At 68.0% G+C, this 22,302-nt stretch carries 25 protein-coding genes; 10 read left to right on the top strand and 15 right to left on the bottom strand.

Annotated elements, in window-relative coordinates; genetic code table 11:
- Positions 1-80 precede the first annotated feature (80 nt).
- A complete protein-coding gene (locus VGB24_RS02125) occupies positions 81-539 on the top strand; it encodes a DUF983 domain-containing protein (protein ID WP_331071304.1) in 459 nt (152 codons plus the stop codon).
- A 669-nt stretch (positions 540-1,208) separates the two neighbouring features.
- On the opposite strand, the gene VGB24_RS02120 is transcribed toward VGB24_RS02125, so the two are convergent.
- The 5 genes from VGB24_RS02120 to VGB24_RS02100 all read right to left on the bottom strand — a co-directional run bounded on the left by VGB24_RS02120 (position 1,209) and on the right by VGB24_RS02100 (position 5,017).
- On the bottom strand, positions 1,209-1,820 hold the full coding sequence (locus VGB24_RS02120; RefSeq protein WP_331071303.1) for a flavin reductase family protein: 612 nt from the start codon (positions 1,818-1,820) through the stop codon (positions 1,209-1,211).
- Positions 1,817-2,461: an alpha/beta hydrolase gene (locus tag VGB24_RS02115; RefSeq protein ID WP_331071302.1), complete on the bottom strand. Its 645-nt coding sequence runs from the start codon at positions 2,459-2,461 to the stop codon at positions 1,817-1,819. Before VGB24_RS02115 ends, VGB24_RS02120 begins: the two co-directional genes overlap by 4 nt.
- Positions 2,461-2,883: a hypothetical protein gene (locus tag VGB24_RS02110; RefSeq protein ID WP_331071301.1), complete on the bottom strand. Its 423-nt coding sequence runs from the start codon at positions 2,881-2,883 to the stop codon at positions 2,461-2,463. Before VGB24_RS02110 ends, VGB24_RS02115 begins: the two co-directional genes overlap by 1 nt.
- 365 nt (positions 2,884-3,248) lie before the next feature.
- Positions 3,249-3,731: a hypothetical protein gene (locus VGB24_RS02105; protein WP_331071300.1), complete on the bottom strand. Its 483-nt coding sequence runs from the start codon at positions 3,729-3,731 to the stop codon at positions 3,249-3,251.
- Positions 3,732-3,820: 89 nt separating this feature from the next.
- A complete protein-coding gene (locus VGB24_RS02100) occupies positions 3,821-5,017 on the bottom strand; it encodes an App1 family protein (protein ID WP_331071299.1) in 1,197 nt (398 codons plus the stop codon).
- 128 nt (positions 5,018-5,145) lie between these two features.
- Here VGB24_RS02100 and VGB24_RS02095 point away from each other — a divergent pair, with 128 nt between their 5' ends.
- Entirely contained in the window at positions 5,146-6,522 is a 1,377-nt protein-coding gene (locus VGB24_RS02095; protein ID WP_331071298.1) for an MFS transporter, read from the top strand.
- Positions 6,523-6,660: 138 nt separating this feature from the next.
- Here the strand turns inward: VGB24_RS02095 and VGB24_RS02090 are convergent, their stop codons facing one another.
- Positions 6,661-7,974, bottom strand: coding sequence for a 1-acyl-sn-glycerol-3-phosphate acyltransferase (locus VGB24_RS02090; protein WP_331071297.1), 1,314 nt, complete (start codon positions 7,972-7,974; stop codon positions 6,661-6,663).
- Between the two features lie 114 nt (positions 7,975-8,088).
- On the opposite strand from VGB24_RS02090, the gene VGB24_RS02085 reads away from it, so the two are divergent.
- The 6 genes from VGB24_RS02085 (at position 8,089) to VGB24_RS02060 (ending at position 12,556) form a co-directional block, all read left to right on the top strand.
- Positions 8,089-9,102 (top strand): hydrolase, encoded by a 1,014-nt coding sequence (locus tag VGB24_RS02085; protein ID WP_331071296.1) that lies wholly within the window; start codon positions 8,089-8,091, stop codon positions 9,100-9,102.
- Positions 9,103-9,150: 48 nt separating this feature from the next.
- Positions 9,151-10,008 carry an HD domain-containing protein gene (locus tag VGB24_RS02080; protein ID WP_331071295.1) on the top strand — a complete coding sequence of 286 codons (858 nt, stop codon included), beginning with the start codon at positions 9,151-9,153 and terminating at the stop codon, positions 10,006-10,008.
- A 110-nt stretch (positions 10,009-10,118) separates the two neighbouring features.
- Positions 10,119-10,604 carry a GAF domain-containing protein gene (locus tag VGB24_RS02075; protein WP_414676696.1) on the top strand — a complete coding sequence of 162 codons (486 nt, stop codon included), beginning with the start codon at positions 10,119-10,121 and terminating at the stop codon, positions 10,602-10,604.
- A 32-nt stretch (positions 10,605-10,636) separates the two neighbouring features.
- Positions 10,637-11,083, top strand: coding sequence for a putative molybdenum carrier protein (locus VGB24_RS02070; protein ID WP_331071293.1), 447 nt, complete (start codon positions 10,637-10,639; stop codon positions 11,081-11,083).
- Positions 11,084-11,133: 50 nt separating this feature from the next.
- Positions 11,134-11,967: an SDR family oxidoreductase gene (locus tag VGB24_RS02065; protein ID WP_331071292.1), complete on the top strand. Its 834-nt coding sequence runs from the start codon at positions 11,134-11,136 to the stop codon at positions 11,965-11,967.
- A 73-nt stretch (positions 11,968-12,040) separates the two neighbouring features.
- A complete protein-coding gene (locus tag VGB24_RS02060) occupies positions 12,041-12,556 on the top strand; it encodes a DUF2059 domain-containing protein (RefSeq protein ID WP_331071291.1) in 516 nt (171 codons plus the stop codon).
- Positions 12,557-12,651: 95 nt separating this feature from the next.
- On the opposite strand, the gene VGB24_RS02055 is transcribed toward VGB24_RS02060, so the two are convergent.
- Complete coding sequence (locus VGB24_RS02055; RefSeq protein ID WP_331024060.1) at positions 12,652-12,882, bottom strand: hypothetical protein; 231 nt, start codon at positions 12,880-12,882, stop codon at positions 12,652-12,654.
- A 224-nt stretch (positions 12,883-13,106) separates the two neighbouring features.
- Between VGB24_RS02055 and VGB24_RS02050 the strand changes: the two genes are divergently transcribed.
- The gene (locus tag VGB24_RS02050; protein WP_331071290.1) at positions 13,107-13,787 is read left to right on the top strand and encodes a hypothetical protein; all 681 of its coding nucleotides are present in this window, start codon (positions 13,107-13,109) and stop codon (positions 13,785-13,787) included.
- Between the two features lie 330 nt (positions 13,788-14,117).
- Here VGB24_RS02050 and VGB24_RS02045 read toward each other — a convergent pair whose 3' ends face one another.
- Both VGB24_RS02045 and VGB24_RS02040 read right to left on the bottom strand, forming a co-directional pair.
- A complete protein-coding gene (locus tag VGB24_RS02045; protein WP_331071289.1) occupies positions 14,118-15,722 on the bottom strand; it encodes a PAS domain-containing sensor histidine kinase in 1,605 nt (534 codons plus the stop codon).
- Positions 15,723-15,857: 135 nt separating this feature from the next.
- Positions 15,858-16,109 (bottom strand): helix-turn-helix transcriptional regulator, encoded by a 252-nt coding sequence (locus VGB24_RS02040; RefSeq protein ID WP_331071288.1) that lies wholly within the window; start codon positions 16,107-16,109, stop codon positions 15,858-15,860.
- A gap of 198 nt (positions 16,110-16,307) precedes the next feature.
- On the opposite strand from VGB24_RS02040, the gene VGB24_RS02035 reads away from it, so the two are divergent.
- The gene (locus VGB24_RS02035; protein WP_331071287.1) at positions 16,308-16,559 is read left to right on the top strand and encodes a hypothetical protein; all 252 of its coding nucleotides are present in this window, start codon (positions 16,308-16,310) and stop codon (positions 16,557-16,559) included.
- A gap of 252 nt (positions 16,560-16,811) precedes the next feature.
- On the opposite strand, the gene VGB24_RS02030 is transcribed toward VGB24_RS02035, so the two are convergent.
- The 6 genes from VGB24_RS02030 to VGB24_RS02005 form a co-directional block, all read right to left on the bottom strand.
- Complete coding sequence (locus VGB24_RS02030) at positions 16,812-17,549, bottom strand: nucleotide-binding protein (RefSeq protein ID WP_331071286.1); 738 nt, start codon at positions 17,547-17,549, stop codon at positions 16,812-16,814.
- Between the two features lie 215 nt (positions 17,550-17,764).
- The gene (locus tag VGB24_RS02025) at positions 17,765-18,307 is read right to left on the bottom strand and encodes an NYN domain-containing protein (RefSeq protein WP_331071285.1); all 543 of its coding nucleotides are present in this window, start codon (positions 18,305-18,307) and stop codon (positions 17,765-17,767) included.
- Positions 18,308-18,779: 472 nt separating this feature from the next.
- A complete protein-coding gene (locus VGB24_RS02020) occupies positions 18,780-21,143 on the bottom strand; it encodes an excinuclease ABC subunit UvrA (protein ID WP_331071284.1) in 2,364 nt (787 codons plus the stop codon).
- A 13-nt stretch (positions 21,144-21,156) separates the two neighbouring features.
- A complete protein-coding gene (locus VGB24_RS02015) occupies positions 21,157-21,387 on the bottom strand; it encodes a hypothetical protein (protein WP_331071283.1) in 231 nt (76 codons plus the stop codon).
- A 22-nt stretch (positions 21,388-21,409) separates the two neighbouring features.
- Positions 21,410-21,853, bottom strand: coding sequence for an SRPBCC domain-containing protein (locus VGB24_RS02010; protein ID WP_331071282.1), 444 nt, complete (start codon positions 21,851-21,853; stop codon positions 21,410-21,412).
- The gene (locus VGB24_RS02005) at positions 21,850-22,179 is read right to left on the bottom strand and encodes a metalloregulator ArsR/SmtB family transcription factor (protein ID WP_331071281.1); all 330 of its coding nucleotides are present in this window, start codon (positions 22,177-22,179) and stop codon (positions 21,850-21,852) included. The genes VGB24_RS02010 and VGB24_RS02005 overlap by 4 nt, the downstream gene beginning before the upstream one ends.
- Between the last annotated feature and the right edge of the window lie 123 nt (positions 22,180-22,302).

Raw genomic sequence — 22,302 nt, 5'->3', positions numbered from 1 at the left:
TTTCCGGACTGCGGTCTGCTGGAAATCATGGATATTCCGTCAGGATAGCGAGTTGCGGCTATCATGGATAAAAGAGGTGGATGGAAATGACTTCGCAGACCGCGCAGGGGTTCACCCGGCCGCCGATCATCACGATGCTGGGACGCGCGCTTCGGCTGCGGTGCCCCCATTGCGGTGGGGACCGGCTGACCGAGCGCTGGATGAAGCTGAAGCTCAAGTGCGGCGCCTGCGGGATGCGGACCGAGCGGGGCGAGGAGGACTACTTCCTCGGCGGGATGATGCTGAACATCGTTCTCGCGGAAGGCATTCTCGTCGTTGCGGCGGGCATCCTGGTGGCGGCGACCTGGCCGGACGTGCCGTGGAACCTGATGCTCGGCGTCGGCCTGGTGCTGATGACGATTGCGCCGTTCGCGTTCTACCCGCTGTCGCTGTGCCTGTGGATGGTCTGCGACCTTGCGGTCCGGCCGCTGACCGCTCAGGAACTTGAGTGGCACCGCAACAGCGCGGAGGGCCAGTTCCGGCACCAACGCGATCGGTAGGGCAGGGTATCGCGCCGGGGATAATCCGCCGCGCACCCCGCGTCGGCGGGTGAACCCGCGGCTGGAAAAGCGGAAAGCCCCGACACGGCGCGCTGACGCGCCGCCGTTGGGGACTTCACCTGCACGCATGCCGCACCTGCCGAAGCGCAGCGATGTCATCCCGATGGAGCGGCCAAAGCGTACTGGCCCGAACGCCGAACTTCGCAGCGACTGAGGGATCCGCCACACACGGCGCGTCATGCGGACAACTGACGCGGCTACAGAACTGCGCCTCCCTCTGGGTCGCGGGATTCCGCTGAGAGCGTGCCGGGCTATCGTGTGGCCGCGACGTCGGAGCGATTCGGTACAGTGTGTGGTGGATCCCTCGGTCGCTGCCTGTCGTCGGAGTGGCTGCGGGTTCGGCGTGGCCGCTCCGTCGGGAAGACAGTGGGCCGGTTCGGCAGGTTTGGGCACGTGCTGTTGAAGCCCCGGACGGGACGCGCCAGCGGCCCGTGCCGGGGCTTACCGCTTTCCCAGCGGCGGGTTCACCCGCTCAGGGAAGGGGGCGAACGCCGGGTTTCGATGCGCTTCGACGACTGTGTGGCGGATCCCTCGGTCGCTGGCTGGCTTGGAGTGGCTGCGGGTTCGGCGTGGCCGCTCCGTCGGGATGACAGCGGTGGGTCCCGAGCGTCAGATCGCGGGTGGGCGCTTCAGGGCGGGGGTGTCGCCGATCGTGGAGTAGAAGTCGCCCCAGAGGCGGGCGAGGGGGCGCAGGGCGGCGCTGTCGGCGAACATCGTGTCGGGGACGATCGGGACGGTGTCGGCCAAGTGCACGCGCAGCACCTCGCCGATGACAAGCGTGTTGGTGCTGCCTTCCAACTCCACGATCTTGAAGACGCGGCACTCCATCACCGCGGGACAGTTGGCTACGTACGGCGCATTCACCGATTCCGCCTCGGCCGAGAGCAGCCCGGCGCGCTCGAACTCGTCCACTTCGGACGCGTACTCGCCGGCCGTCTCGTTCATCTGCGCGAGCTGCCCCTCCGTCGCCACGTTCACGCAGAACGCGCCCGTCCGCCGGATGTTGCGCAGCGTGTCCTTGTCCTCGCCGCGCCGGCTGCCGATGGACACCGAAACCAGGAACGGCGTCGCGGAGATCGCGGCGAAGTAGCTGAAGGGCGCCAGGTTCCGCCGCCCCTCGCCCGACCAGGTGGACACCCACGCGATCGGCCGCGGGACGACGAGCGAGGTGAGCAACTGGTACCGCTCGCGGCCCGTGAGCGCCGCGGTATCCCAGATCATTCCGCCAGCCCCCGTTGGATCCACGCCTTCACGTCCCCCGCCTCGTCCGGGCTGATCCCGTGGCCCATCGGGTAGTCGCGCGCCTCGAGGTCCGCCCCCGCCGCACGAAGCGCCGCTCGGCCCTCGATCGCCATCTCGAACGGGATGGCGGGGTCCATCGTCCCGTGGCCCCAGAAGAACCGGGTGCCGCGCACAGTGTCGGGCGTGGCGGCAACGGTGGGGTGCTGCGCGAAGAACCCGCTGAGGTTCAGCACCATCGGCACGGCGCCGGGGTTTCGCAGCGAGTAGGCCAGGGACATGGTGCCGCCCTGGGAGAATCCGCCCAGCACCAGTGGCCCCGTGCGGACGGGGAGGCGCGAGGGGATTTCGCCCAGGAACTCCGCCAGCGCCTGCTGCGACGCCTCGAACGACTGGGGCTCGGGGATGGTGCCGCCCATGAACCGGTACCACGCCCATCCCGGCCCGTATCCCCACTGCGTTCCGCTGTGTGGCGCCTCAGGCGTGACGACGACGGCGCCCGGCGCCAGGTGGGGCGCCAGCGAGAGCAGGTCGAAGCGGTCCGACCCGCGCCCATGGAGCAGCACCACGAGCGGGGCGCCGTCCTGGGCGTCGGGCGGAACGGCAGCTTCGTACTTCAGCATCAGCGCTCCACGGAGGCCGAAGGGCGGCCGGAGGTGCCGAGTGGGCTCCGACCGATCGACACGATGCCGCCGATGATCAGCAGAAGGGTGAGCACCACCCCGGCGAGGGCTACGCCGTGCGCCTTCTTTCCGTCGGGCTGCTTCTTGGCGTAGGCCGACAGCGCGGGCATCAGGATGGCGGCGGCGATCATCATGGCCAGGTGCCCCATCAGCGCGCCGTACCAGATGCCGGTAAGCACCAGCCCAATCCCAAGCAGCACCTGCAGATGCAGCAGCCCGGTGAACGCCGCCGTCAGGCCGCGCGAGGGTCCGGCGTACGCCCGCCCGCGAACGTACCCCATGATCAGCACGACGATGGCGGCCACGCCGGCGAGCAGAACCAGGTAGCGCAGCCCGGAGTGGGCCTGGAAGAGAATGTTCATCGATCCGCGATGTAGATGGAAGCGCGGCCCGGACGACCGCTCGCAGGGACAATGTATGGAGCCGGGGAGAGTGGGGGGAAGGGAAGTGCGTGAGTGCGTGAGTGCGTGAGTGCGTGAGTGCGTGAGTGCGGGACCGCACGGCGGGGCGGCTGTCATCCTGAGCGAGCGGCCACGACGAACCAGCCCCTGCACCGCAATCCGCAGCGACCGAAGGATCCACCACACAACCCGTCGAGACGCGCCGCCGTAGAGGACCGAACCGCATCACCTGGACGCATTGAGGAGAAAGCGCCAAAGCAATGCGGCTCGTCAGTTTTCACTTCCGCACTAACGCACTCACGCACTCACGCACTCACGCACTCCCCCTACGCACTCTTCGTCGCCTGCCGCACGAACATCTCCTGCACCAGGCCGTTGAAGTCGCGCTGCATCTGGTCGTGCTCCGTCTCGCAGGTGCGGCCGATCTCGCTCAGCCGCGGCTCGCCGATACGGTCGCCCGCCGCTGCGAAGGTCGCGAAGGTGTCCTGGGCCTGGCGGATCATGACGATGTCCTCCACCACCCGCAGGAAGTCGTCGGTCCGCAGGCTGTCGGCCACGTCCTTGGCCTTGCCCAGCACGAATCCCAGCGCACCCTTCAGCCCCTGGCCCCCTTCCTCGCCCAGCGTGGTCCGGTACGCATTCAGCGTCTGCTGGTGCTGCTGCATGCGGGGAATGTAGCGCTCGCACAGGGTGCGGAACGCGGCGTCCTCCGCCTGCTTCGCGTGGTCTTCCAGGCTCTCCAGGAGCGTCTTGTGCTGCATCACGCAGTTGCTGACCTGCGCGCGCAGGAAATCTCGGCCCTCGTGCATTTGCTCTGCCTTCCATTGATTCGATCCCCCGCCGCCCGAACGGCGACGGGGGTGAACGCCTGGTGCAGAAGGTATGCCCAAGGTTTTTATCAGCGCGCCTGCGGACCAGGTCCGGGGCCCTCCGTGCTCAGCTCCCGGTTCGCCGCCCCGGTGCCGGCGGGCGTAGGCTCGTGCTCCTCGCGCGCCACCTCGCCGATCTCGCCCAGCGCCTGCGGGCGGATCCAGCCCTTTTCGGCCGCGTGCCGGGCCGCCGCCAGCGTGTCGTCGGCCAGGATGAGTGCGCTGCCCGCGTGTTCCACCTCGGCCGCCAGCTTGCGGATGGCGCCCACGCGGTCCGGCCTCGGGACGACGTTGCGGATGTACACGGCCAAGATGCGGTCCGGGTAGTCGCGCACCACGCGGTGGTAGATCTCGGGATCTTCCTGCCCACTGTCGCCGATCAGGATGAAGGGCAGGGCGGGGAACAGGTCCAGGATGCGGCGGATGGCTTCCAGCTTGTGGCTGGCGTGCCCCGTGGGCAGGGCTTCCTGCGCGCTGACCCCCCAGTCGCGCAGCATCAGCGGGCCCAGGGGAATCTTCTGCACCATCAGGAACTCGGTCAGCGTGTCGTGCAGGTTCCACGGGCTGCTGCTGACGTAGAAGATGGGGTTGAAGGGCGACTCGCCCGCGCCCTGCTGCAGCGCCCGGTAGAACGGGGCCACGCCGGGAAACGGCACCCGCGTGTAGGCGTTGCTCAGGAAGACGTTCTTCGCCATCCGCAGCACCGACGTGGCGTCGGTCTTCACCACGGTGTCGTCGATGTCGCTGATCACCCCGAACGCGGCGGTCGGCGGGGGAACGAGCAGCTGTCCCAACGCACGGTGCGGCGGGTCGGACTCGGCCGGCTCCACCAGCTCGATCACCACCTCGTGCCACAGGTTGTCGGCGCTGAAGGGCGGCTTGGGGTGGAGCCACGCCTCGAAGTAGCCCTCCTCGTCGGTGGTGACCATCGCCTCGCCGCCGGGATAGACGACGCGCACCTTCGCGCCGGCCACCTCGTCGCTTTCGAAGCGCTGGATCATCGCCGCCAGGTTCATGGCGATGCCCTGCTCGGCCACGGCGGCGGGGACGGCGGCCCCGCGCACCACCCGGCCGCGCAGGTACGCGCGGTCGGCGCAGCCGTAGCCGCGGTACGCCTCGATGCGCGCGGTGCCGTCGCCCATGGCGCCGAACTTCTGCCGCTGCGCGTCCACCTTTTCCTCTACCCGGTGGACGAACTTCGCGATCGCGTTCTTCCAGTCTGCCATCTCGTGGCGCCCTGGCGTGAGAGGGTTGGGGTTTCGCCCGCGGCACTGGCCCGCCGGGCGCACGCGGAGCATATTGGCGATCAAGAATCCCGCCGTCTACGCCCCAGCTCCCCTGATCCCACATCCGGATGCCATCCACCGTACCCGCCGAGCGCCGCGGAATGCTGGCCGCGCTGGGGCTTCACCGCCCGGAGCTGCGCGCCTGGGCCATGTACGACTGGGCCAACTCCGCGTTCATCTGCACCATCACCAACGCGGTGTTCCCCATCTACTTCGTCAGCGTGGCCGCCAAGGGGCACCAGAACGCGACGGAGACGTACGCCTGGGCCACCACCGTGGGGCTGGCGATCGTCGCGGTGATGGCGCCCATCCTGGGCACCATGGCCGACTACGTGGCCATCAAGAAGCGCCTGCTGGCCACGTTCATGGGCGTGGGCGTGGCCGCCACCGCGCTGATGTTCCTGATCATGCAGGGCAACCTGCTGCTGGCCTCGGTCCTCTTCATCCTCGCCAACATCGGCGCGAACGGCAGCTTCGTGTTCTACGAGTCGCTGCTGCCGCACATCGCCAAGCGCGAAGAGATGGACCGCGTGTCGACGGCGGCGTACGCCATGGGCTACATCGGCGGCGGGCTGCTGCTGGTGATCAACCTCATGTGGATACAGAAGCCGGAGTGGTTCGGCCTTCCCTCCGGCCCCGGGCTGACGCCGGCGCAGGCCACGCTTCCCGCGCGGCTGTCGTTCCTGTCGGTGGCCGTGTGGTGGCTGCTCTTTTCCATTCCGCTCTTCCGCCGGGTGCCCGAGCCGCCGGTGGCGCGCGAGTCGGACGAGCACGCGGGGGCCAACCCCGTCCGCGTGGCGTTCACCCGCCTGGCCGAGACCTTCCGCGCGCTGCGGGGCTACAAGCAGGCGTTCCTGATGCTGCTGGCCTTCTTGATCTACAACGACGGCATCGGCACCATCATCCGCATGGCGACGGTGTTCGGCACGGAGCTGGGGATTCCCACCGGCACCATGATCACCGCCATCGTCCTCGTGCAGTTCGTGGGCGTGCCGTGCGCGTTCCTGTTCGGCGCGCTGGCGGGAAAGATCGGGGCCAAGCGGTCGGTGTTCATCGCGCTGGCCGTGTACGTGCTGATCGCCATCCTGGGCTACCGGATGCAGACCGGGCGCGACTTCCTTCTGCTGGCCGTGGGCGTGGGGCTGGTGCAGGGCGGCGCGCAGGCGCTGAGCCGGTCGCTGTTCGCCAGCATGATCCCGCGCCACCGGTCGGGCGAGTTCTTCGGGTTCTTCGGCGTGTTCGAGAAGTTCGCGGGCATCTTCGGCCCGGCGATCTTCGCGATCGTGGTCAGCTACACGGGCACCAGCCGCGAAGCCATCCTGTCGATCATCGCGTTCTTCGTAATCGGCGGATTCCTGCTTTCGCGCGTGGACGTGGAAGAGGGGCAGCGGGTGGCGCGCGCGGAGGAGGCGGCGGTGGAAGGCGGCGTGCTCGTCCAGGGCTAAGCAACGGCGGTTTCACGCAGAGGTCGCAGAGGAAACGGAGAGGACGCAGAGGGAACACCGCACCCATGTGCAGTTCTCTGCGTCCTCTCGGTCATCTCTGCGTCCTCTGCGTGAAACTGTTTTTCTTTCGCCCTTCTCTCACGCCTTCACCGTCTCCCACAACGCGGCCAGCCGCTCCGCGAGCGCGCGCTGGCGGATGCGCAGGTCCTCGATGGCCTCGGCGCGGCGGGCTCGCAGGTAGAAGCGGCGCGCTTCGCCCCGGGCGCGGTTCCACATGTCGACCGTCCACAGCGTCACCCAGGCCAGGATGGGGAGCAGGACGAGCGCCGCGAGACCGTACTTCCATCCCCAGCGCCACCAGACGGCCACCGCCAGGACGATGGTCCACACGGCGTGCAGCACCGTGCCCACGAGCGTCTTGAAGGTCGCGCGGATGTCCTGTGGCGGGCGGGCGCGCGCCTCCGCGAACCCGGTGGCGCGGTAGGGGATGTAGAAGATGATGATCCCCACGATGGCGATGGGGATCAGCGCGCGCAGCACGCCCAGCTGGCGCGCCACCCACTTGCCCGCCTCCACCTTTCCGACGGACGCCTTCAGCTCCACCGGGGTCATGCGCAGCACCCGCAGCGCCCGCGCGTGCGACGACACGGCCGAGGCCACCTGCTCCCATCCGCCGCGCTCCTCCGACCGCAGGCGCGCCAGCCCGTCCGCCGTCTCGCGCAGCCGGGCCACGCGGGCCGCGGGTGACGCCTCTACCGGGAACTCCGCCGCGTACACCGCCTCCGCCGTTTCGACCAGCGGCTGGTCTTCCCAGCGCTCCAGGTTGAGCGTCACCCGGTGCAGCGCCCGGTCGATGCGCTCGGTCAGCTGATCCACCGCCTCGCGGTCGTCCATGCCGCGGGCCGCCAGGTCGTCCCACTCCACCGGCTTGCCCACCATCACCAGCGCCTCGGAGCGGAACTGCTGCTTCTTGCGGAACGTCAGCCCCACGGCGACCACGGGGAACGATCCGCCCAGGATCGCCGCCGCGCCCAGGGCGATCCGCGCCGCCCCCGTCTTCAGCGGAACCAGGGACGGCTCGCTGTGGCTCACCCCCTCCGGGAAGATGCCCACGGCCGCCCCGTCGGCCAGCGCCTGGTGCACGGCGCGAAAGGTGTCCTCGTTCCTGCCGACCTCGGCCGGGTTGTCGGCGTGGCGGTAGACGGGAATGGCGCCCGACCCGCGCACCAGCCAGCCCACGGCGGGGTCGGTGAAGAGCGGCGCCTTGGCTAGAAAGCGCACGGGACGGCCGGCGACCGCCGCGACGGCGGCCGGGTCTACCAGCGAGTTGGGATGGTTGGCGACGATCAGCACCGGGCCGGCCGGCGGCACCTGCTTGCCCGCGACGGTCAGGCGGTAGAAGGTGCGAACGGCCAGCGACGAAACGTGCGCGAAGAACGGAAGGAGCCACACGGCGGGAGAGCGGGGAAGGGGAGCGGAGGGCGACACCATGTCGTGACGCAGCCCGTTCCAAATTATCGCGCGGCCGGGTGCCGTCGGAAAGGGGTTTGCTGATAGATTGGCGCCATGACCGATCGCACGCCGTTCACGCCCACGCCCTTTCGCCCCGCCCGCTGGCTTCCCGGGGCCCATGCGCAGACCGTCGCCGGCCGCTTCATCCGCCCGCCGCACGGGGTGGCGTACCGCCGCGAACGGGTGGAAACGCCGGACGGCGACTTCCTGGACCTGGACTTCGCCACCGTCGACGGCGCGCCCGCCGCGGGGGACGAGTCGCCGCTCTGCCTGGTGATCCACGGGCTGGAGGGGAGCAGCAACTCGACGTACATGCTGGAAACCTGCCGGGCGCTGGCCGGCTACGGCATCCGCTCCGTCGCCATGAACTTCCGCGGGTGCAGCGGCGAGCCCAACCGCGCGCTGCGCTTCTACCATGCGGGCGAGACGGGCGACACGGCCTTTCTGCTGGAGCTGCTGGCCGCGCGCTTCCCGCGCGCCACGCTCCTGGGCGTCGGCTTCTCCCTGGGCGCCAACGTGCTGCTGAAGTACCTGGGCGAGCGCGGCGCCGACTCGCGCATGCGCGCCGCGGCCGCCATCTCCATCCCCTTCGACCTGGGCGCGGGCAGCGACAAGCTGGACCGCTCGTTCATGGGGCGGCTGTACGTGCGCCACTTCGTCCGGCGGCTGCGGGGCAAGTTCCTGGGCAAGCGGGAGCTGATCGGCGACCGGCTGGACGCGGAGCGCATCCGCCGGGCGCGCAGCTTCCGCGAGTTCGACGACGCGGCGACGGCGCTGCTGCACGGCTTTCGCGACGCGCAGGACTACTACTCCCGCTCCAGCTCCGCCGGGTACGTGGCGCGCATTCGCGTTCCCACGCTGCTGGTGCACGCCACGGACGACCCGTTCGTGGACGAGCGCGCCATCCCGCACGCCGAGATCGAGGCGAACCCCTGGCTGTACACTGCCTTCACGCCGCACGGGGGGCACGTGGGGTTCATCGGCGGCTCGCCCCGGCGTCCGCGCTTCTGGGCAGAGGGCGAGGCGGCGCGGTTCCTTGCGGCGCAGGCCGGAACCGAACGTGCGTAATCATATGGCGGAACACAGACACACCCGGAACTGACGGAGACGGAACGAATGACGGATATCCTGGACCCGGCGGACCCGCGGGCCACCTTCGGCCGCACGGTCGAAGAGCGGTTCTCGCATCGCCTTACGCTAAACGTGCCCTCGCGCGGAAACCCCAAGGTCGAACGGCTGATCGAGCGGCTGAACGCCGACGACGAGATGTACGCGCTGTGGCTGGCCGCGAACGTGAACGCCGTCGAGCGCCTGCAGATGACGGATCACGGGCCGGTGCACGTGAAGATCGTGATGAATCTCGCCAGCAAGCTGCTGCGCGTGGTGATGGCGGCCGGTGTTCAGCCCGGCGTGGTGGTGAACTACGGGATGACGCCCGAGGACGCCGAGGTGGTGGTGGTGCTGGCCTCGCTCCTTCACGACGTGGGGATGAGCATCCACCGCAAGGACCACGAGGAGTTCTCGCTCTTCGTGGCGCAGATGAAGCTGCGCGAGCTGCTGCCGGAGATCTATCCTCACCCCGGGACGGCGGCCATCGTGCGCTCCGAGGTGCTGCACGCCATCATCGGCCACCGCTCGGGCGGCAGCCCGCTGACGCTGGAGGCCGGCGTGGTGCGCGTGGCCGATGCGCTGGACATGGCCAAGGGCCGCTCGCGCATCTCCATGGGCATCGAGGGCACCATGAGCATCCACTCCATCTCCGCCGCCGCCATCGAGGCGGTGCACATCGAGGCGGGGGTGGAAAAGCCCGTGCGCATCCGGGTGGAGATGAGCAACTCGGCGGGCATCTTCCAGCTGGACCAGCTGTTCCGCGAAAAGCTGAAGGGAAGCGGGCTGGAGCCGTACGTGGAGGTGGAGGCGCTGATCGAGGGCGAAGAGGAGAAGCGCCTGGTGCAGACCGCCTACCGGTTGTAGCGGCGGCCGGGACGGGCGGTTTCGGACGCAACTTCTTGCTGGTGCAAGGTTTGCACAGGGTCCGCGGCTCGCTTTGCCGTCGTGGACTTTTCGAATCGAGATGCCGAGTGATGGATCGTCGTGAGGCCGTTGCGCACTTTCGGGACGTGCTGGGCCGCGAGGGCGTGCGGCCGGCGCTGCGATACCTGAACAGCCTGGGACCGCACCGGTTCACGGCCGTCTTCCGCTTCGAGGGTGGCACGCTGCGCAACCTGCACCTGATCGACCGCGACGACCCCACGGTCGAGCGCTGCCCGGACCAGCCCGTGCTGGACTCGTACTGCATCTACGTGCGCGAAACCGCCCGCACCTTTCTGACGGAAGATTCCGCGAACGACGAGCGCGTGGCGGGGCATCCCAAGCAGGCGGTGGTGCAGTCGTACTGCGGCGTGCCGCTGATGGAGGACGACGGCACGCTCTTCGGCACCATCTGCCACTTCGACTATCAGGCGGTGCCCTTCGACGAGGACGAGGTGTACATCCTGGAGACGGTGGGCCCCATGCTGGTTCAGGCGGTGCACCGGACGGAGTGGCACCCGTCGCCGGTCGCCGCCTGACGGTTCGCGTCGTGGCGGATGCGGTGCCCGTGATGCTGAGGCTGGTCTCCGGCGGGCAGACGGGGGTGGACCGGGCCGCGCTGAACGTGGCGATGGAGCGTGGGATGCCGGCCGGGGGATGGTGCCCCGCCGGCCGCTGGGCAGAGGATGGGCCCATCGCGGCGGACTATCCGCTCCGCGAAACGCCCTCCGCAGACCCGGCGCAGCGCACGGAGTGGAACGTGCGCGACTCCGACGGCACCCTGCTGCTGGTGACGGATGCCGCCAGCGCGGGGACGGAGCTGACGCGAGAGGCCGCCCAACGGCTGGGGCGGCCTCTCCTTTCATCCCGCGTGGACGCCGTTCCCGACGTCGACCACTTTCGCCGCTGGCTCCGCGCCCACAAGATCACCATCCTGAACGTCGCCGGCCCCCGCGAGAGCGAGTCGCCCGGCATCTACGACGCGGTCCGCGGCTACCTGCGCGCGGTCCTTCCCTGAACACCATCCGCGGTCCCCGCGCAGACGGCCTCTCCCATGAGCGAATCATCGTGCGTGTCCTGATCACCGGCGGCGGCGGGCTGCTGGGCGGCGAGCTGATCCGCCAGGCGCCCGCCGACGTGGAAGTGCACGCCACCCGCCGCTCGTCGCCCGTGCACGGCGCGACCTCGCACCCGGTGGACCTGTCCGACGCGGCCGCCGTCCAGGCGCTCTTCGCGGCCGTGCGCCCCGATCTGGTGATCCACACCGCGTACTCGGCGCGGGAGGGGGAGCGCGACATCTGGCGGGCGACGGAGAGCGTGGTGGGGGCATGCCAGGAGACCGGCGCGGCGCTCGTGCACATGAGCACGGACGCGCTGCTCGATGGCGAAAGCGGGCCGTACGCGGAAGACGCGGAACCGGACCCGGTGCACGAGTACGGGCGATGGAAGGCACGCGCCGAGCTGCACGTCCGCGCATCCATGCCGAACGCCGCGGTGGTCCGCACGTCCTTGATCGTACGCGCGGACCCGCCGGACGTGGGAAGCGCGTCGGTGCTCGATGCGCTGCGCCGCGGCGAGCCCCTGCGCCTGTTCACGGACGAGCTGCGCTGCCCGACCGCCGTCGAAGACCTCGCCGCGCAGCTGTGGGAGGTGGCGCGGCTGCCGGCGGACCGGCGCGCGGGAGTGTGGCACCTGGTGGCGCCCGAGGCCGTCAGCCGGTACGCGCTGGGCGTGCTGCTCGCCACCCGCCACGGGCTGAACCCGGCCGGCATCACTCCGGTGGCCAGCGCCTCGTCGCCCGTGCCGCGCCCGCGCGACCTGCGCCTGCTCACGACCCGCGCCGACCGCGAGCTGCGCACCCGCGCACGGCCCATCAGCGCCGCGCTGTTCCCGCCTCGGTAACCTTGCGTGTGCCGCCGTGGCCGCCAAGCTTCATCGGGAGCAGACCCTTCCCCGAAATACTGGAGGCCTCCCCATGCGAATGATGCGAACCCTGCTGATCGCCTGCGGATTGATGGTGCCCGCAGTCGGCGCCGCCCAGCCCACCACCCCGGCGCAGCCGGCGGCGGCGGTCTCGGCCGCGTCGTTGTCGCTGGCGCGCGAGCTCACGACGCTGATGGACCTGGGGGGCAACGCCAGCGCGAGCGTTGACGTAATGCTCGACGCCATGCAGGCGCAAAACTCGGAACTCGCCTCGTTGCGCCACGTCCTGCAGCGGTGGATGCGCAACATCTTCACCTCCGACGAGGCCGCCGTCGCGTTCGCCCAGTTGTACGCGCAGACGTTCACCGAAGCGGAGCTTCGCGACATCGTGACGTTCTTGCGTACACCCTCTGGCCGGCGGTTCGCGGCCGCACAGGGGGAACTTACACGGCGCGGGGGAGAGCTGGGACAGCGGCTGGCGGAGGAGAACCAGGGCGAGTTGATGCAGATGCTGGAGGCCGAGATGCAGGCGCAGCAGCAGAAGGGTCGTCCTCGCAAGCAGAACTGAGCATCCGCACCGCCTGAAAAGCGACAGCCGGCGATCCCTTGGGGGACCGCCGGCTGTCTGGCGTCAGGGCTCCCGCGCGGCGGGCGCCGTTCCGCCTACGACGCGGGGTGAAGGCGCGCGTGCAGCAGCACCTTGGCGCGGTCGGCCCGCGCGCTGTTCTCCTGCTTCACCGAGCGGAAGAACTCGGCCAGGTTGCTGTCGCCCTCTTCCTCGGCGTCGCGGATGTACTGGTCGTACGTCTCGGCGCCCTGCAGCGCGTGGAAGAGAATGCTGACCAGGTTGTACGTCAGGTCTCCGGTACCGGTGTTGCCCGTGCTGTCCGACATCGAGCGTTCTCCTGATAAGGTTCGTGCCTCAACTGCCGCGTGCGCCCTGCGCAAGACAGGGGCCGCGTGGAGGGGCGAAAACGCGTCCTCAGCGTCGTCCGCGATCTCGGCGCGCACCGGGTGCAAGTCGCTGGCGCGGCGCGCGCGGGTCGTGTATCGTCCCGGTCCGCACCGTTTCCGCAGCATGCCGCCCGCAAGCCACCGCCAGCCTCACGGAGCACTCGATGGAGATACTCACCGGTCTCGTCTTCGTGGTGATCCTCTACGCGCTCGCCGTCCTGAATCATCAGAACACGCAGGACCGCATCGCCGCGCTCCGCCAGCTCGCCACGCGGCTGGGATGGAGCTTTCAGGATGCGCCGCCGCTCACCATCATCCCGCACGTGGAGCGGTTCGAGCTGTTCACGCAGGGGCGCGATCGAAAGATCCGCAACTACCTGGCGGGGGAGAGCGGCGGCGACCAGTTGGCCGTGTTCGACTACTCGTACGCGACGGGTGCCGACAACGCGCAGAAAACCCATAGCCAGACGGTGCTCCACGTGCACTCTCCGCGGCTGGACCTTCCGCTCTTTTCACTGCGGCCGGAGAACCTGCTTCACCGCATCGGCGGGCTGGTGGGGCACCAGGACATCGACATCGAGGGCCATCCCGCGTTTTCGGGCGAGTACCTGCTGCGCGGCCAGGATGAAAGCTCCATCCGGGCCGTGTTCGAGCCCGACGTGGTGGCGTTCTACGAGGCCAACCGCGGGCGGTGCACCACCGGCGCGGGCCCCGACCTGCTGCTCTGGCGCTCCGCGACCCTGGCGACTGCGGACGAAGTGCCTGCGCTGCTGGAACTGGGGCGCGACCTGCTGGCCCGCCTCACCAGCCGCGCCCTGCCGCATCCGAACGGGCCGGCTGCCTAGGCGCTGGGCCGCCCTCGCTGGGGCGAATGAATTCGCGGCAACGACGGCCCAAAGTCCGCCTTCGCGGACTGCACGCGCAGCCCGGTGCGTGAGGCCGGCCGGAGCGCGATTCAGGTCTTCCCCTCCCCTGCGCAGCGTTGGATGGGGGCCGGGGGGCTCCCCTCTCCCCGCTGTGTGCGGGCGCTACCCGCCTCCCTCGCCTCGACGAGTCACGGTGCAGCGGGATGCGGGAACCAGCGGCACGTTCAGCGGCGCGCCGGGCTCGGACCCGCGGCCCGCCGAAACGAGCCACGATTCCGGCTTGATTCCGGAGGGGTGCTGGGCCATCCGTTACGCTTCCGGGGGCAGCGTCAGCGTGAAGGTGGCGCCCTCGCCCGGCCCGCTGCGCAGGGTGATCTCGCCGCCCATGGCGCGGGCCAGGTCGCGGCTGATCGCCAATCCCAGCCCCGTTCCCTCGTGTCCGCTGGTGAGCGAACGCCCCAACTGCACGAACGGCTGAAAGATGGAGTGCTGGTGCTCCGCCGGAATGCCGGGGCCCGTGTCGGATACCGTCACGCACGGAACGCCGTCCTGCGTGCCGCAGCTGGCGGTGACCCGCCCGCCGTTCGGCGTGAACTTGACGGCGTTGGACAGCAGGTTGAGCACGATCTGCTCCGTCTTTCCCATGTCCGCCATCGCCACGATCTCGTCCGGACAGGGGCCGTGCTTCAGGAAGATCCCCTTTGCCAGGGCCAGCGGCTCCACCATCGCCAGCACCGCTTCCACGGCATCATGCAGGGAAAACGGCGTGATGTCGTATTCCACCTGCCCCGCCTCGATGCGGCTGTAGTTCAGCAGGTCGTTGACGATGCGGAGCAGGTGCTGCTGGCTCCCGCGGATGCGCTTCAGGTACTCCCGCTGCTGGTCGGTGACGGGGCCGGCGATCTCCATCTCCAGCAGGTCCGCGTATCCCAGCGTGGCGTTGATGGGCGTGCGCAGCTCGTGGCTCATCGCCGCCAGGAACTCGCTCTTGGTGCGGCTGGCGGTCTCGATCTCCGTGATGCGGCGCGCGTCGGCAATCTCCCGCTCCTGCGCCGCCTTGCGTTCGGTGAGGTCGCGCGTGACCTTCGCGTACCCCACCAGGCGTCCCTCGAAGTCGCGCAGCGCGGTGATCAGGACGTGGGCCCAGAAGTGGGACCCGTCCTTTCGCACCCGCCAACCCTCTTCCTCGTACTTCCCGTCGCGGACGGCGACCTCCAGCTCCATCTCCGTCTTGCCGGCGGCGACGTCCTCGGCGGGGTAGAACGTAGAGAAGTGGCGGCCCATGATTTCGCCCGCCGCGTAGCCGTTGATCCGCTGCGCTCCCTCGTTCCAGCTGGCCACCCGGCCCTGCGTGTCGAGCATGAAGATGGCGTAGTCGCGTACGCCCTGCACCAGGGTGCGGAACCGTTCTTCGCTCAGGCGCAGCGCCTGCTCGGCCGCGCGCCGCTCCGTGAGGTCGCGGGTGACCTTGGCGAACCCGACCAGGGTGCCGTCGGAGTCGCGGAGCGCCGTGATCACCACGTTGGCCCAGAAGCGGGTGCCGTCTTTCCGCACCCGCCATCCCTCGTCCTCCACCCGGCCGTCGCGCGTGGCGATCTCCAGCTCGATGTCCGTTTTTCCCCGCGCCACGTCTTCGGGGGGATAGAAGATGGTGAAGTGCTTGCCGATGATCTCGTCTGGCGTGTAGCCCTTGAGGCGCTGCGCACCGGCGTTCCAGCTGAGGATGTTGCCCCCCGCATCGAGCGCGAAGATGGCGTAGTCCATCACGCTGTCCACCAGCAGGCGGTAGAGCCCGCTGCCCTCCAGGACGGATGCGGAGCCGCTGGCGAAATCCGCCGCCTCGGTTTCCGACACCGACCGGAGTACGCCCAGCGGCGTGGTGCGCTGTGGGCGGGGCTTATCAGGAACCGTCATCGGCCGGCTTGGATGGGTCGAAGGATCATGCGGGGATGGCTCCAGCCCCGAGAAAACTCACAACTAAAATTGCGGCACAGATCGTTCCAAGTTTCACCGCCGCGATGCTCGCCGCCTCCGCTGAACAAAAAGCTCTCAGCGGTTCTCGGATTCTACGGCTTCATTCAATGCGCCTGCGAGTTCGCGCAGCAGGTCCGATCGCCTCGACAGGCCACTTGCGAGCTGCCGAACGTTCTCCGGGCGCGGTACACGACGGCCCTTTACCCAGGAGTAGAGCGTGTCGTAGCTGACTCCAGCTTCAGCGGCAAGCTGCTGGATCGTGAACGGCCCCTCCGATAGCGCACGTTCGATCGCACGCGTGATCCTGTCATTCGAGGACTCCTCCACGTCGTTCTCCGGTACAGAAAAAGCTTGACGACTTTCCCCATGTACAGTATGCTCTGTACATCAGGGCGAAGGAAAAGGCTGGCCGCTCTCCCGCCAAGAAGACACGACCAGCCTCCACGCGAACCGACCCGAAGGCCGCCCGCTCGCCCAAGCTAGCCCTGCCGCGCGGCCAGGGTCAAGAGAATCGGAGGGCGCACCATGAGAACGGAATCTCCAACCGGTACGCTGGCCTCGCCGGGGCGGCTCCTCGAGATGCTGACGGATCGCTTCGGCGCCTTTGAGGCCATCGCCATGGCATCCATCAAGCTCGCCCGCCACGTCTCCGAAGACGAACTGTCAATGGACCAACTCGTCGCGGAAGCAATCCTCGAGTTCGGCGACGATCTCCGTGCGGCTGCGGAGGCCGCCGAGAGGTGGACGCGCGAGGAGGTGGCTAGCCGCGCGGCTTGACGGGTGATCGGCACGAGATTGAAAGGGCAGGACGCGGACGGCACAAGGCTCTCCGCGTCCCCGCTCGTTCGTTGCGCGAAGCCCGGATCAGGCGCCTACTTGTCCCAAGCGCTCGCCGGTCGCCCGGGTGCCCAGGATAATGATCCGGCGGTAATTGGACACCACCGCGGGCGTCGAGCTTCCGCCGACAATCAAGGAGTTGGTGCCCACGCCGCGTCGGGAGTGGGCGTCTGCTTTCGGCCAAGGGAGAGCTTACATTGCGCGGTTCATGTCCACTACGAATCCTGCCGCCTTCAACTCCTTCGCGAGCATGAGCTTCCACGCACCACCGGCATCCATGGATACATAAACCACCCCGAGCATGTCGCTGGGGAGTTCCACATCGCCCCGTATCACGGCGCAGACATGGCGCCGTCCAAGCTTCCCGGCGAAGTACCCCATCTCTAGCACCACGTTTTGTCGTGCGCGCGGCTGTAGAGCGTCGCGCTTCGCGGCTGTAGCGCCCACGTCATCGGGAGTGAGTAGCACCACCGCAAAGTCCACTTCGCTGTGGTGCTCAAGTTTTTCTATGATCGTCCGGCCTTCGTTGACCTGCTCGTGAAGGATGATCGGTTCGACACCGAGGCGTTCTAGAAACCGGGCGATCCCTTCGCGCGCGGCATCGTCATGTCCGTGCACGATGAATGCACGGTTCGTGTGCATGCGTGCGGCCACTGGTACGACCGCTGGAGACCGGTCAAGCACCTCTGGGGTGAATATGAGGTTGTCGCGAATGGACACAAGTTGTTCGGACAGTTTTTTGATAGCTTCCTTGGTGACTGCAGCAAGTGTTAACGCATCCAGGTAGCCTAGTACGCTCTTGGCGGGGATGGCGCCAGCGTCCCGATAATCCTCTAAGACATGCAACGTTGTGAATGCTCTCCTCAGGAATTCGAGATTACCGGCGTTCCAAGCCACGGCACGGTCATGCAATGCAAATGCTTCGCGCATCGAGTGCGGAAGCGGAGCCGACAGCAACTCATTCCCTGCACTGATAAGTTCGGAAATCCGCCGCAATGCATCATTGCGCGGGACAAGGAGTTCTGGGTTTGGGAGGTGCGCTGAAGACGCGGGTAGACGTGGCATAGGTGTTTGAACGTGGATGAACTGATGACCCACTTAGTGTCGGGGTGAGCAGGAAAGGCTGGCCGTCCTTAAGCTCACGTTCACGCGCGCAGGTGGTCGAGGTACTGGTTCAGCGGGACGAACTTGGAACAGACGTCTTTCAACTCACGTGAAGCATGATCCCAGAAGTACACCTCGATCACGTATCCATCCGAAACGAGTTGGCGCACAGCCGGAACAAAATCCCCATCTCCGCCAACAAGGGTAATAACGTCATCCGCCTTGCGAACACGGGTATATGCGTCACGCAGCATCTGCGTAACGATACCAGTATCGATTTTCTTTTCCTTGTTCGCGACGTTTCGGTCCTCGATTACGGTTTCAAATCCCACGCGACGTGCGATGTCCCAGAGCGAATCATTGGCTGGGGGGCGAGATCCAAATAGCATTGCCCGCGCGATGTTATCGGGGTCGTCGCCTGCCGCAAACTGATGCACCTTCCCGAAATCAAGACGGTATTCGTTATCCAGAATGCGGTTCTCATGAGCCTGCCAGATATCCAGAGCAAGCCCCTTTACGACTGCGCTTACTCGCTTACCCTCAATGAACACGTTCGAGTTGTCCACGTAAACATAGTTGGCCACGACGCAGTCTCCGCGTTGATTGTTGCCTCTACTCGCAGGTGGTAGAAAATGGCTGGGAGATGCTTCGGACGCAACCGTATCGGCCGGGTGGCGCATACATCGGTGGACGCCTCAGCTTGTCGTTCCATGGGGCTTCAGGCCGCGTTTGGCTTGCCACGCCTTCGAGGGCCGCCCGCCGTACTCCCGCAAGATCCTCGAGGCATCGGTTATCACACACGCCCACCTCCGTTAAGCAGGGACACGGGTTCGCTCAGCGCGACGCGACAGCCTCTCGGCCGGCCCACGAATGCGCAAGCTGCGCACGGGTCAGCGTGGACCGTGCCGCCGCCAGATCTGCCTGGAGTGCGGGCGACCACGGTGAGGCCGCCGCACAGCTTCTAGCAATAACGGAGTCCTGCAAGCGCGGTATAGAGTGGCGCCCGGTGGGCCTCGCCTCTTGGTCAAGGCGAAGGGGTGGGAGTAGCAGGAGCGGTCAGCCCACGTACGCCGCCAGGTGCTCGCCCGTGAGCGTGGACCGCGCCGCCACCAGCTCGGCCGGGGTGCCCTCGAATACGATGCGGCCGCCTTCGTGGCCGGCGCCGGGGCCCAGGTCAATGATCCAGTCGGCGTGGGCCATCACCGCCTGGTGGTGCTCGATGACGATCACCGACTTGCCGGCGTCCACCAGCCGGTCCAGCAGCCCCAGCAGGTTCTCGACGTCGGCCAGGTGCAGGCCCGTGGTCGGCTCGTCGAGCACGTAGATGCCGCCCTTGTCGCCCATGTACGTGGCCAGCTTCAGCCGCTGCCGCTCGCCACCGGAAAGCGTGGTGAGCGGCTGGCCGAGGGAGAGGTAGCCGAGCCCCACGTCCGCCATCCGGGCCAGGATGGCGTGCGCCGCCGGGGTCTTCGCCGGGCCTGCTCCGAAGAACTCCGCCGCCTCGCTCACCGGCATCGCCAGCACCTCGCTGATGTCCCTGCCGCCGAACTTGTATTCGAGCACCTGCGCCTGGAATCGCTTGCCGCCGCATTCCTCGCAGACCGTCGCGACGCCCGCCATCATCGCCAGGTCGGTGTAGATGACGCCCGCGCCGTTGCAGGTGGGGCAGGCGCCCTCGGAGTTGGCGCTGAAGAGTGCCGGCTTCACCCCGTTGGCCTTTGCGAACGCCTTGCGGATGGGCTCCAGCAGCCCCGTGTACGTCGCCGGGTTGCTGCGTCGCGAGCCCTTGATGGGCGCCTGGTCCACCGACACCACGCCCGCCGACGCGGGAACGGAGCCGTGGATCAGCGAGCTCTTGCCGGAGCCCGCCACGCCGGTGACGACCACGAGCACCCCCAGCGGGATGTCGACGGACACGTCCTTAAGGTTGTGCCGCGTCGCTCCGCGGATCTGCAGCTTCCCGGTCGGCCTGCGCACCGCCGGCTTGAGCGAGGCCCGGTCGCCCAGGTGGTGGCCGGTGAGGGTGCCGCTGGCCCGCAGCCCGTCGACCGTGCCCTGGAACACCACCTCGCCACCGGCGGTGCCCGCGCCGGGCCCCAGGTCGACCACGTGGTCGGCGATCTCGATGGTTTCCGGCTCGTGCTCCACCACCAGCACCGTGTTCCCCTTGTCGCGCAGCCGCAGCAGCAGGTCGTTCATCCGCTGCACGTCGTGCGGGTGCAGCCCCGTGGTGGGCTCGTCGAAGACGTAGGTGACGTCGGTGAGCGACGATCCCAGGTGGCGGATCATCTTTGTCCGCTGCGCCTCGCCGCCGGAGAGCGTGCCCGACGAGCGGTCCAGCGACAGATAGCCCAGCCCGATCTCCGCGAACGAATCCAGCAGGTGCTGCAGCCCGGCCAGGAGCGGCGCCACCGACCGCTCGTTCAGTCCGCGCACCCAATCGGCCAGGTCGCTGATCTGCATCGAGCAGGCGTCGGCGATGTTGATCCCCCGGATGCGCGACGACCGGGCGGACTCCGCCAGCCGGGTGCCGCCGCATTCGGGACAGGTGGTGAACGTCACCGCGCCCTCCACGAAGGCGCGGATGTGCGGCTGCATCGCCTCGACGTCCTTGGACAGGTACGACTTCTGGATGGAGGGGATCAGCCCCGAATACGTAAGGTTGATGCCGTCGATCTTGATCTTGGTCGGCTCGCGGTAGAGCAGGTCGTGCAGCTCCTTCTTCCCGTAGTCGCGGATGGGCTTGTCGGGGTCGAAGTAGCCGCAGCCGCGGAAGATGCGCCCGTACCAGCCCTCCATGCTGTAGCCGGGGATGGTGAGCGCGCCTTCGTTCAGCGACTTGCTGTCATCGTACAGCGCCGCCCGGTCGATGTCGTTCACCGAGCCCATCCCCTCGCAGCGCGGGCACATTCCGCCCAAACGGTTGAAGACCACCTTCTCGGCCTTTGTCTTCCCCTCGCCACGCTCCACGGTGATGGCGCCGCTCGCCCGCACGGACGGGACGTTGAACGAGAAGGCACTCGGCGGGCCGATCTGTGGATCCCCCAGCCGGCTGAAGAGGATGCGCAGCATGGCGTTGGCATCCGTCACCGTGCCGACGGTGGAGCGGGGATTGGCGCCGATGCGCTCCTGGTCCACGATGATGGCCGTCGTCAGCCCGTCCATCAGGTCCACCTCCGGCCGCGCCAGCGTGGGCATGAACCCCTGCACGAAGGCGCTGTACGTCTCGTTGATCATCCGCTGCGACTCGGCGGCGATCGTCCCGAACACCAGCGAGCTCTTGCCGGAGCCAGAGACGCCGGTGAACACCGTCAGCCGGCGCTTGGGGATCTGGACGCTGACGTCCTTGAGGTTGTTCTCGCGCGCGCCCTGCACGCGGATCAGGTCGTGGCTGTCCGCGGGATGCTGGTCGATGGCCATCGTCAGAGTCGTCTCAGCGAGAGTGGAGGGTGCGGCGCGCGGTGCGCCAGCGCGTGGCATAGGGCAGCGCGAAAAGGTACAGTCCGCTGAACAGGAGCAGGAAGAGCGGCGGAAGCGGCGCGTAGGTGATCCACGCCGGAGGCATACCTCCATCCGCCCGCGCGAGGGCGATGAAGTTGGCGATCACAGCCGCGGTAAAGGCGATCGACAACCACCGGTGGCTCTGCCGAATCCACTTGTTCATCGTGCTGTCCTCCGTCGAATGGTTACGGGATCCTCTCCAGCAGCTCGCCCAGCCTGCCCGTCATCATCTTCCAGCCGTACCGCGCGCCACCGAACTCCTGCTTCTGGTCCGGCCGGAAGCCCGACTGCACGATGGACAGCCGCGTCCCCGATTCCGTGGGGACGATCCGGAAGGTGACGACGGTGTCCAGAAAGGGGACGGACCACGTGTAGCTGAGCGTGCGATGCTCCTCGATTTCGAGCATCCGGCAATCCACCGTGCCGTCCCACCCCGGGTACGCCTGTGGTGCCTTCAGCGTGAACTCCGCCCCGGGCTGCAGGGTGAAGCCGATGGCGGGGAGCAGCCACTCCCTGAGCAGCTCCGGCTCGGTGAGCGCCCGCCATACCTTTTCCGGCGCATGCCGCAGCTCCACCTCGAACGCGATGGCCTCGCGCTGCGCGGGCGCGGTGATGTCGGCGAACTTCATTCGTCCATCTTCTCCAGCAGCTGTTGGAGGCGGTCGATGCGGTCCGTCCAGAAGGCCTGGTAGTGCGCAATCCAGTCGATGAGCGGCTTCATCCCTTGCGGCTCCACCCGGTAGAACACGTGGCGACCCTCGCGGCGGCCGGTCACCAGGCCGGCGTCCTTCAACGCGGCAAGGTGCTGCGAGACCGCCGGTTGGGAGATGTCGAAGCGCGCGGTCAGGTCCTTGACCGCCGCTTCGCCCCGCGTCAGCGACTCGAAGATCGCGCGGCGGCTGGGGTCTGCCAGGACCTGGAAGATCCGGTCTTCGGGATCGTGCGCGCTCGCCATGGTTGGATATATAAGTGCGCGCTTATTGATTGTCAAGCACTTCGGTCCACGGTCAAACGCCAGCAGGGCCGACGAAGGAAGCTCCGTCGGCCCTGCTGGATCGTGTGTCAGGTGGATAGCTGG

This window comes from Longimicrobium sp., from assembly GCF_036399935.1.
Taxonomy (GTDB): domain Bacteria; phylum Gemmatimonadota; class Gemmatimonadetes; order Longimicrobiales; family Longimicrobiaceae; genus Longimicrobium.
The sequence above is the reverse complement of the archived record's forward strand: the minus strand, read 5'-3'. Positions and strand labels throughout refer to the sequence as shown.

Excerpts from the sequence above, each read along its gene's own strand:
- VGB24_RS02055 (WP_331024060.1), bottom strand. The coding sequence starts at position 12,882 with ATGTCGGACAGCACGGGCAACACCGGTACCGGAGACCTGACGTACAAC.
- VGB24_RS02005 (WP_331071281.1), bottom strand. The coding sequence starts at position 22,179 with ATGGCGAGCGCGCACGATCCCGAAGACCGGATCTTCCAGGTCCTGGCA.
- VGB24_RS02070 (WP_331071293.1), top strand. The coding sequence starts at position 10,637 with ATGCTGAGGCTGGTCTCCGGCGGGCAGACGGGGGTGGACCGGGCCGCG.
- VGB24_RS02010 (WP_331071282.1), bottom strand. The coding sequence starts at position 21,853 with ATGAAGTTCGCCGACATCACCGCGCCCGCGCAGCGCGAGGCCATCGCG.
- VGB24_RS02050 (WP_331071290.1), top strand. The coding sequence starts at position 13,107 with ATGGAGATACTCACCGGTCTCGTCTTCGTGGTGATCCTCTACGCGCTC.
- VGB24_RS02060 (WP_331071291.1), top strand. The coding sequence starts at position 12,041 with ATGCGAATGATGCGAACCCTGCTGATCGCCTGCGGATTGATGGTGCCC.
- VGB24_RS02095 (WP_331071298.1), top strand. The coding sequence starts at position 5,146 with ATGCCATCCACCGTACCCGCCGAGCGCCGCGGAATGCTGGCCGCGCTG.
- VGB24_RS02085 (WP_331071296.1), top strand. The coding sequence starts at position 8,089 with ATGACCGATCGCACGCCGTTCACGCCCACGCCCTTTCGCCCCGCCCGC.
- VGB24_RS02125 (WP_331071304.1), top strand. The coding sequence starts at position 81 with ATGGAAATGACTTCGCAGACCGCGCAGGGGTTCACCCGGCCGCCGATC.
- VGB24_RS02075 (WP_414676696.1), top strand. The coding sequence starts at position 10,119 with ATGGATCGTCGTGAGGCCGTTGCGCACTTTCGGGACGTGCTGGGCCGC.
- VGB24_RS02115 (WP_331071302.1), bottom strand. The coding sequence starts at position 2,461 with ATGCTGAAGTACGAAGCTGCCGTTCCGCCCGACGCCCAGGACGGCGCC.
- VGB24_RS02120 (WP_331071303.1), bottom strand. The coding sequence starts at position 1,820 with ATGATCTGGGATACCGCGGCGCTCACGGGCCGCGAGCGGTACCAGTTG.
- VGB24_RS02080 (WP_331071295.1), top strand. The coding sequence starts at position 9,151 with ATGACGGATATCCTGGACCCGGCGGACCCGCGGGCCACCTTCGGCCGC.
- VGB24_RS02020 (WP_331071284.1), bottom strand. The coding sequence starts at position 21,143 with ATGGCCATCGACCAGCATCCCGCGGACAGCCACGACCTGATCCGCGTG.
- VGB24_RS02030 (WP_331071286.1), bottom strand. The coding sequence starts at position 17,549 with ATGCGCGAAGCATTTGCATTGCATGACCGTGCCGTGGCTTGGAACGCC.
- VGB24_RS02045 (WP_331071289.1), bottom strand. The coding sequence starts at position 15,722 with ATGACGGTTCCTGATAAGCCCCGCCCACAGCGCACCACGCCGCTGGGC.
- VGB24_RS02110 (WP_331071301.1), bottom strand. The coding sequence starts at position 2,883 with ATGAACATTCTCTTCCAGGCCCACTCCGGGCTGCGCTACCTGGTTCTG.
- VGB24_RS02035 (WP_331071287.1), top strand. The coding sequence starts at position 16,308 with ATGAGAACGGAATCTCCAACCGGTACGCTGGCCTCGCCGGGGCGGCTC.
- VGB24_RS02105 (WP_331071300.1), bottom strand. The coding sequence starts at position 3,731 with ATGCACGAGGGCCGAGATTTCCTGCGCGCGCAGGTCAGCAACTGCGTG.
- VGB24_RS02015 (WP_331071283.1), bottom strand. The coding sequence starts at position 21,387 with ATGAACAAGTGGATTCGGCAGAGCCACCGGTGGTTGTCGATCGCCTTT.
- VGB24_RS02100 (WP_331071299.1), bottom strand. The coding sequence starts at position 5,017 with ATGGCAGACTGGAAGAACGCGATCGCGAAGTTCGTCCACCGGGTAGAG.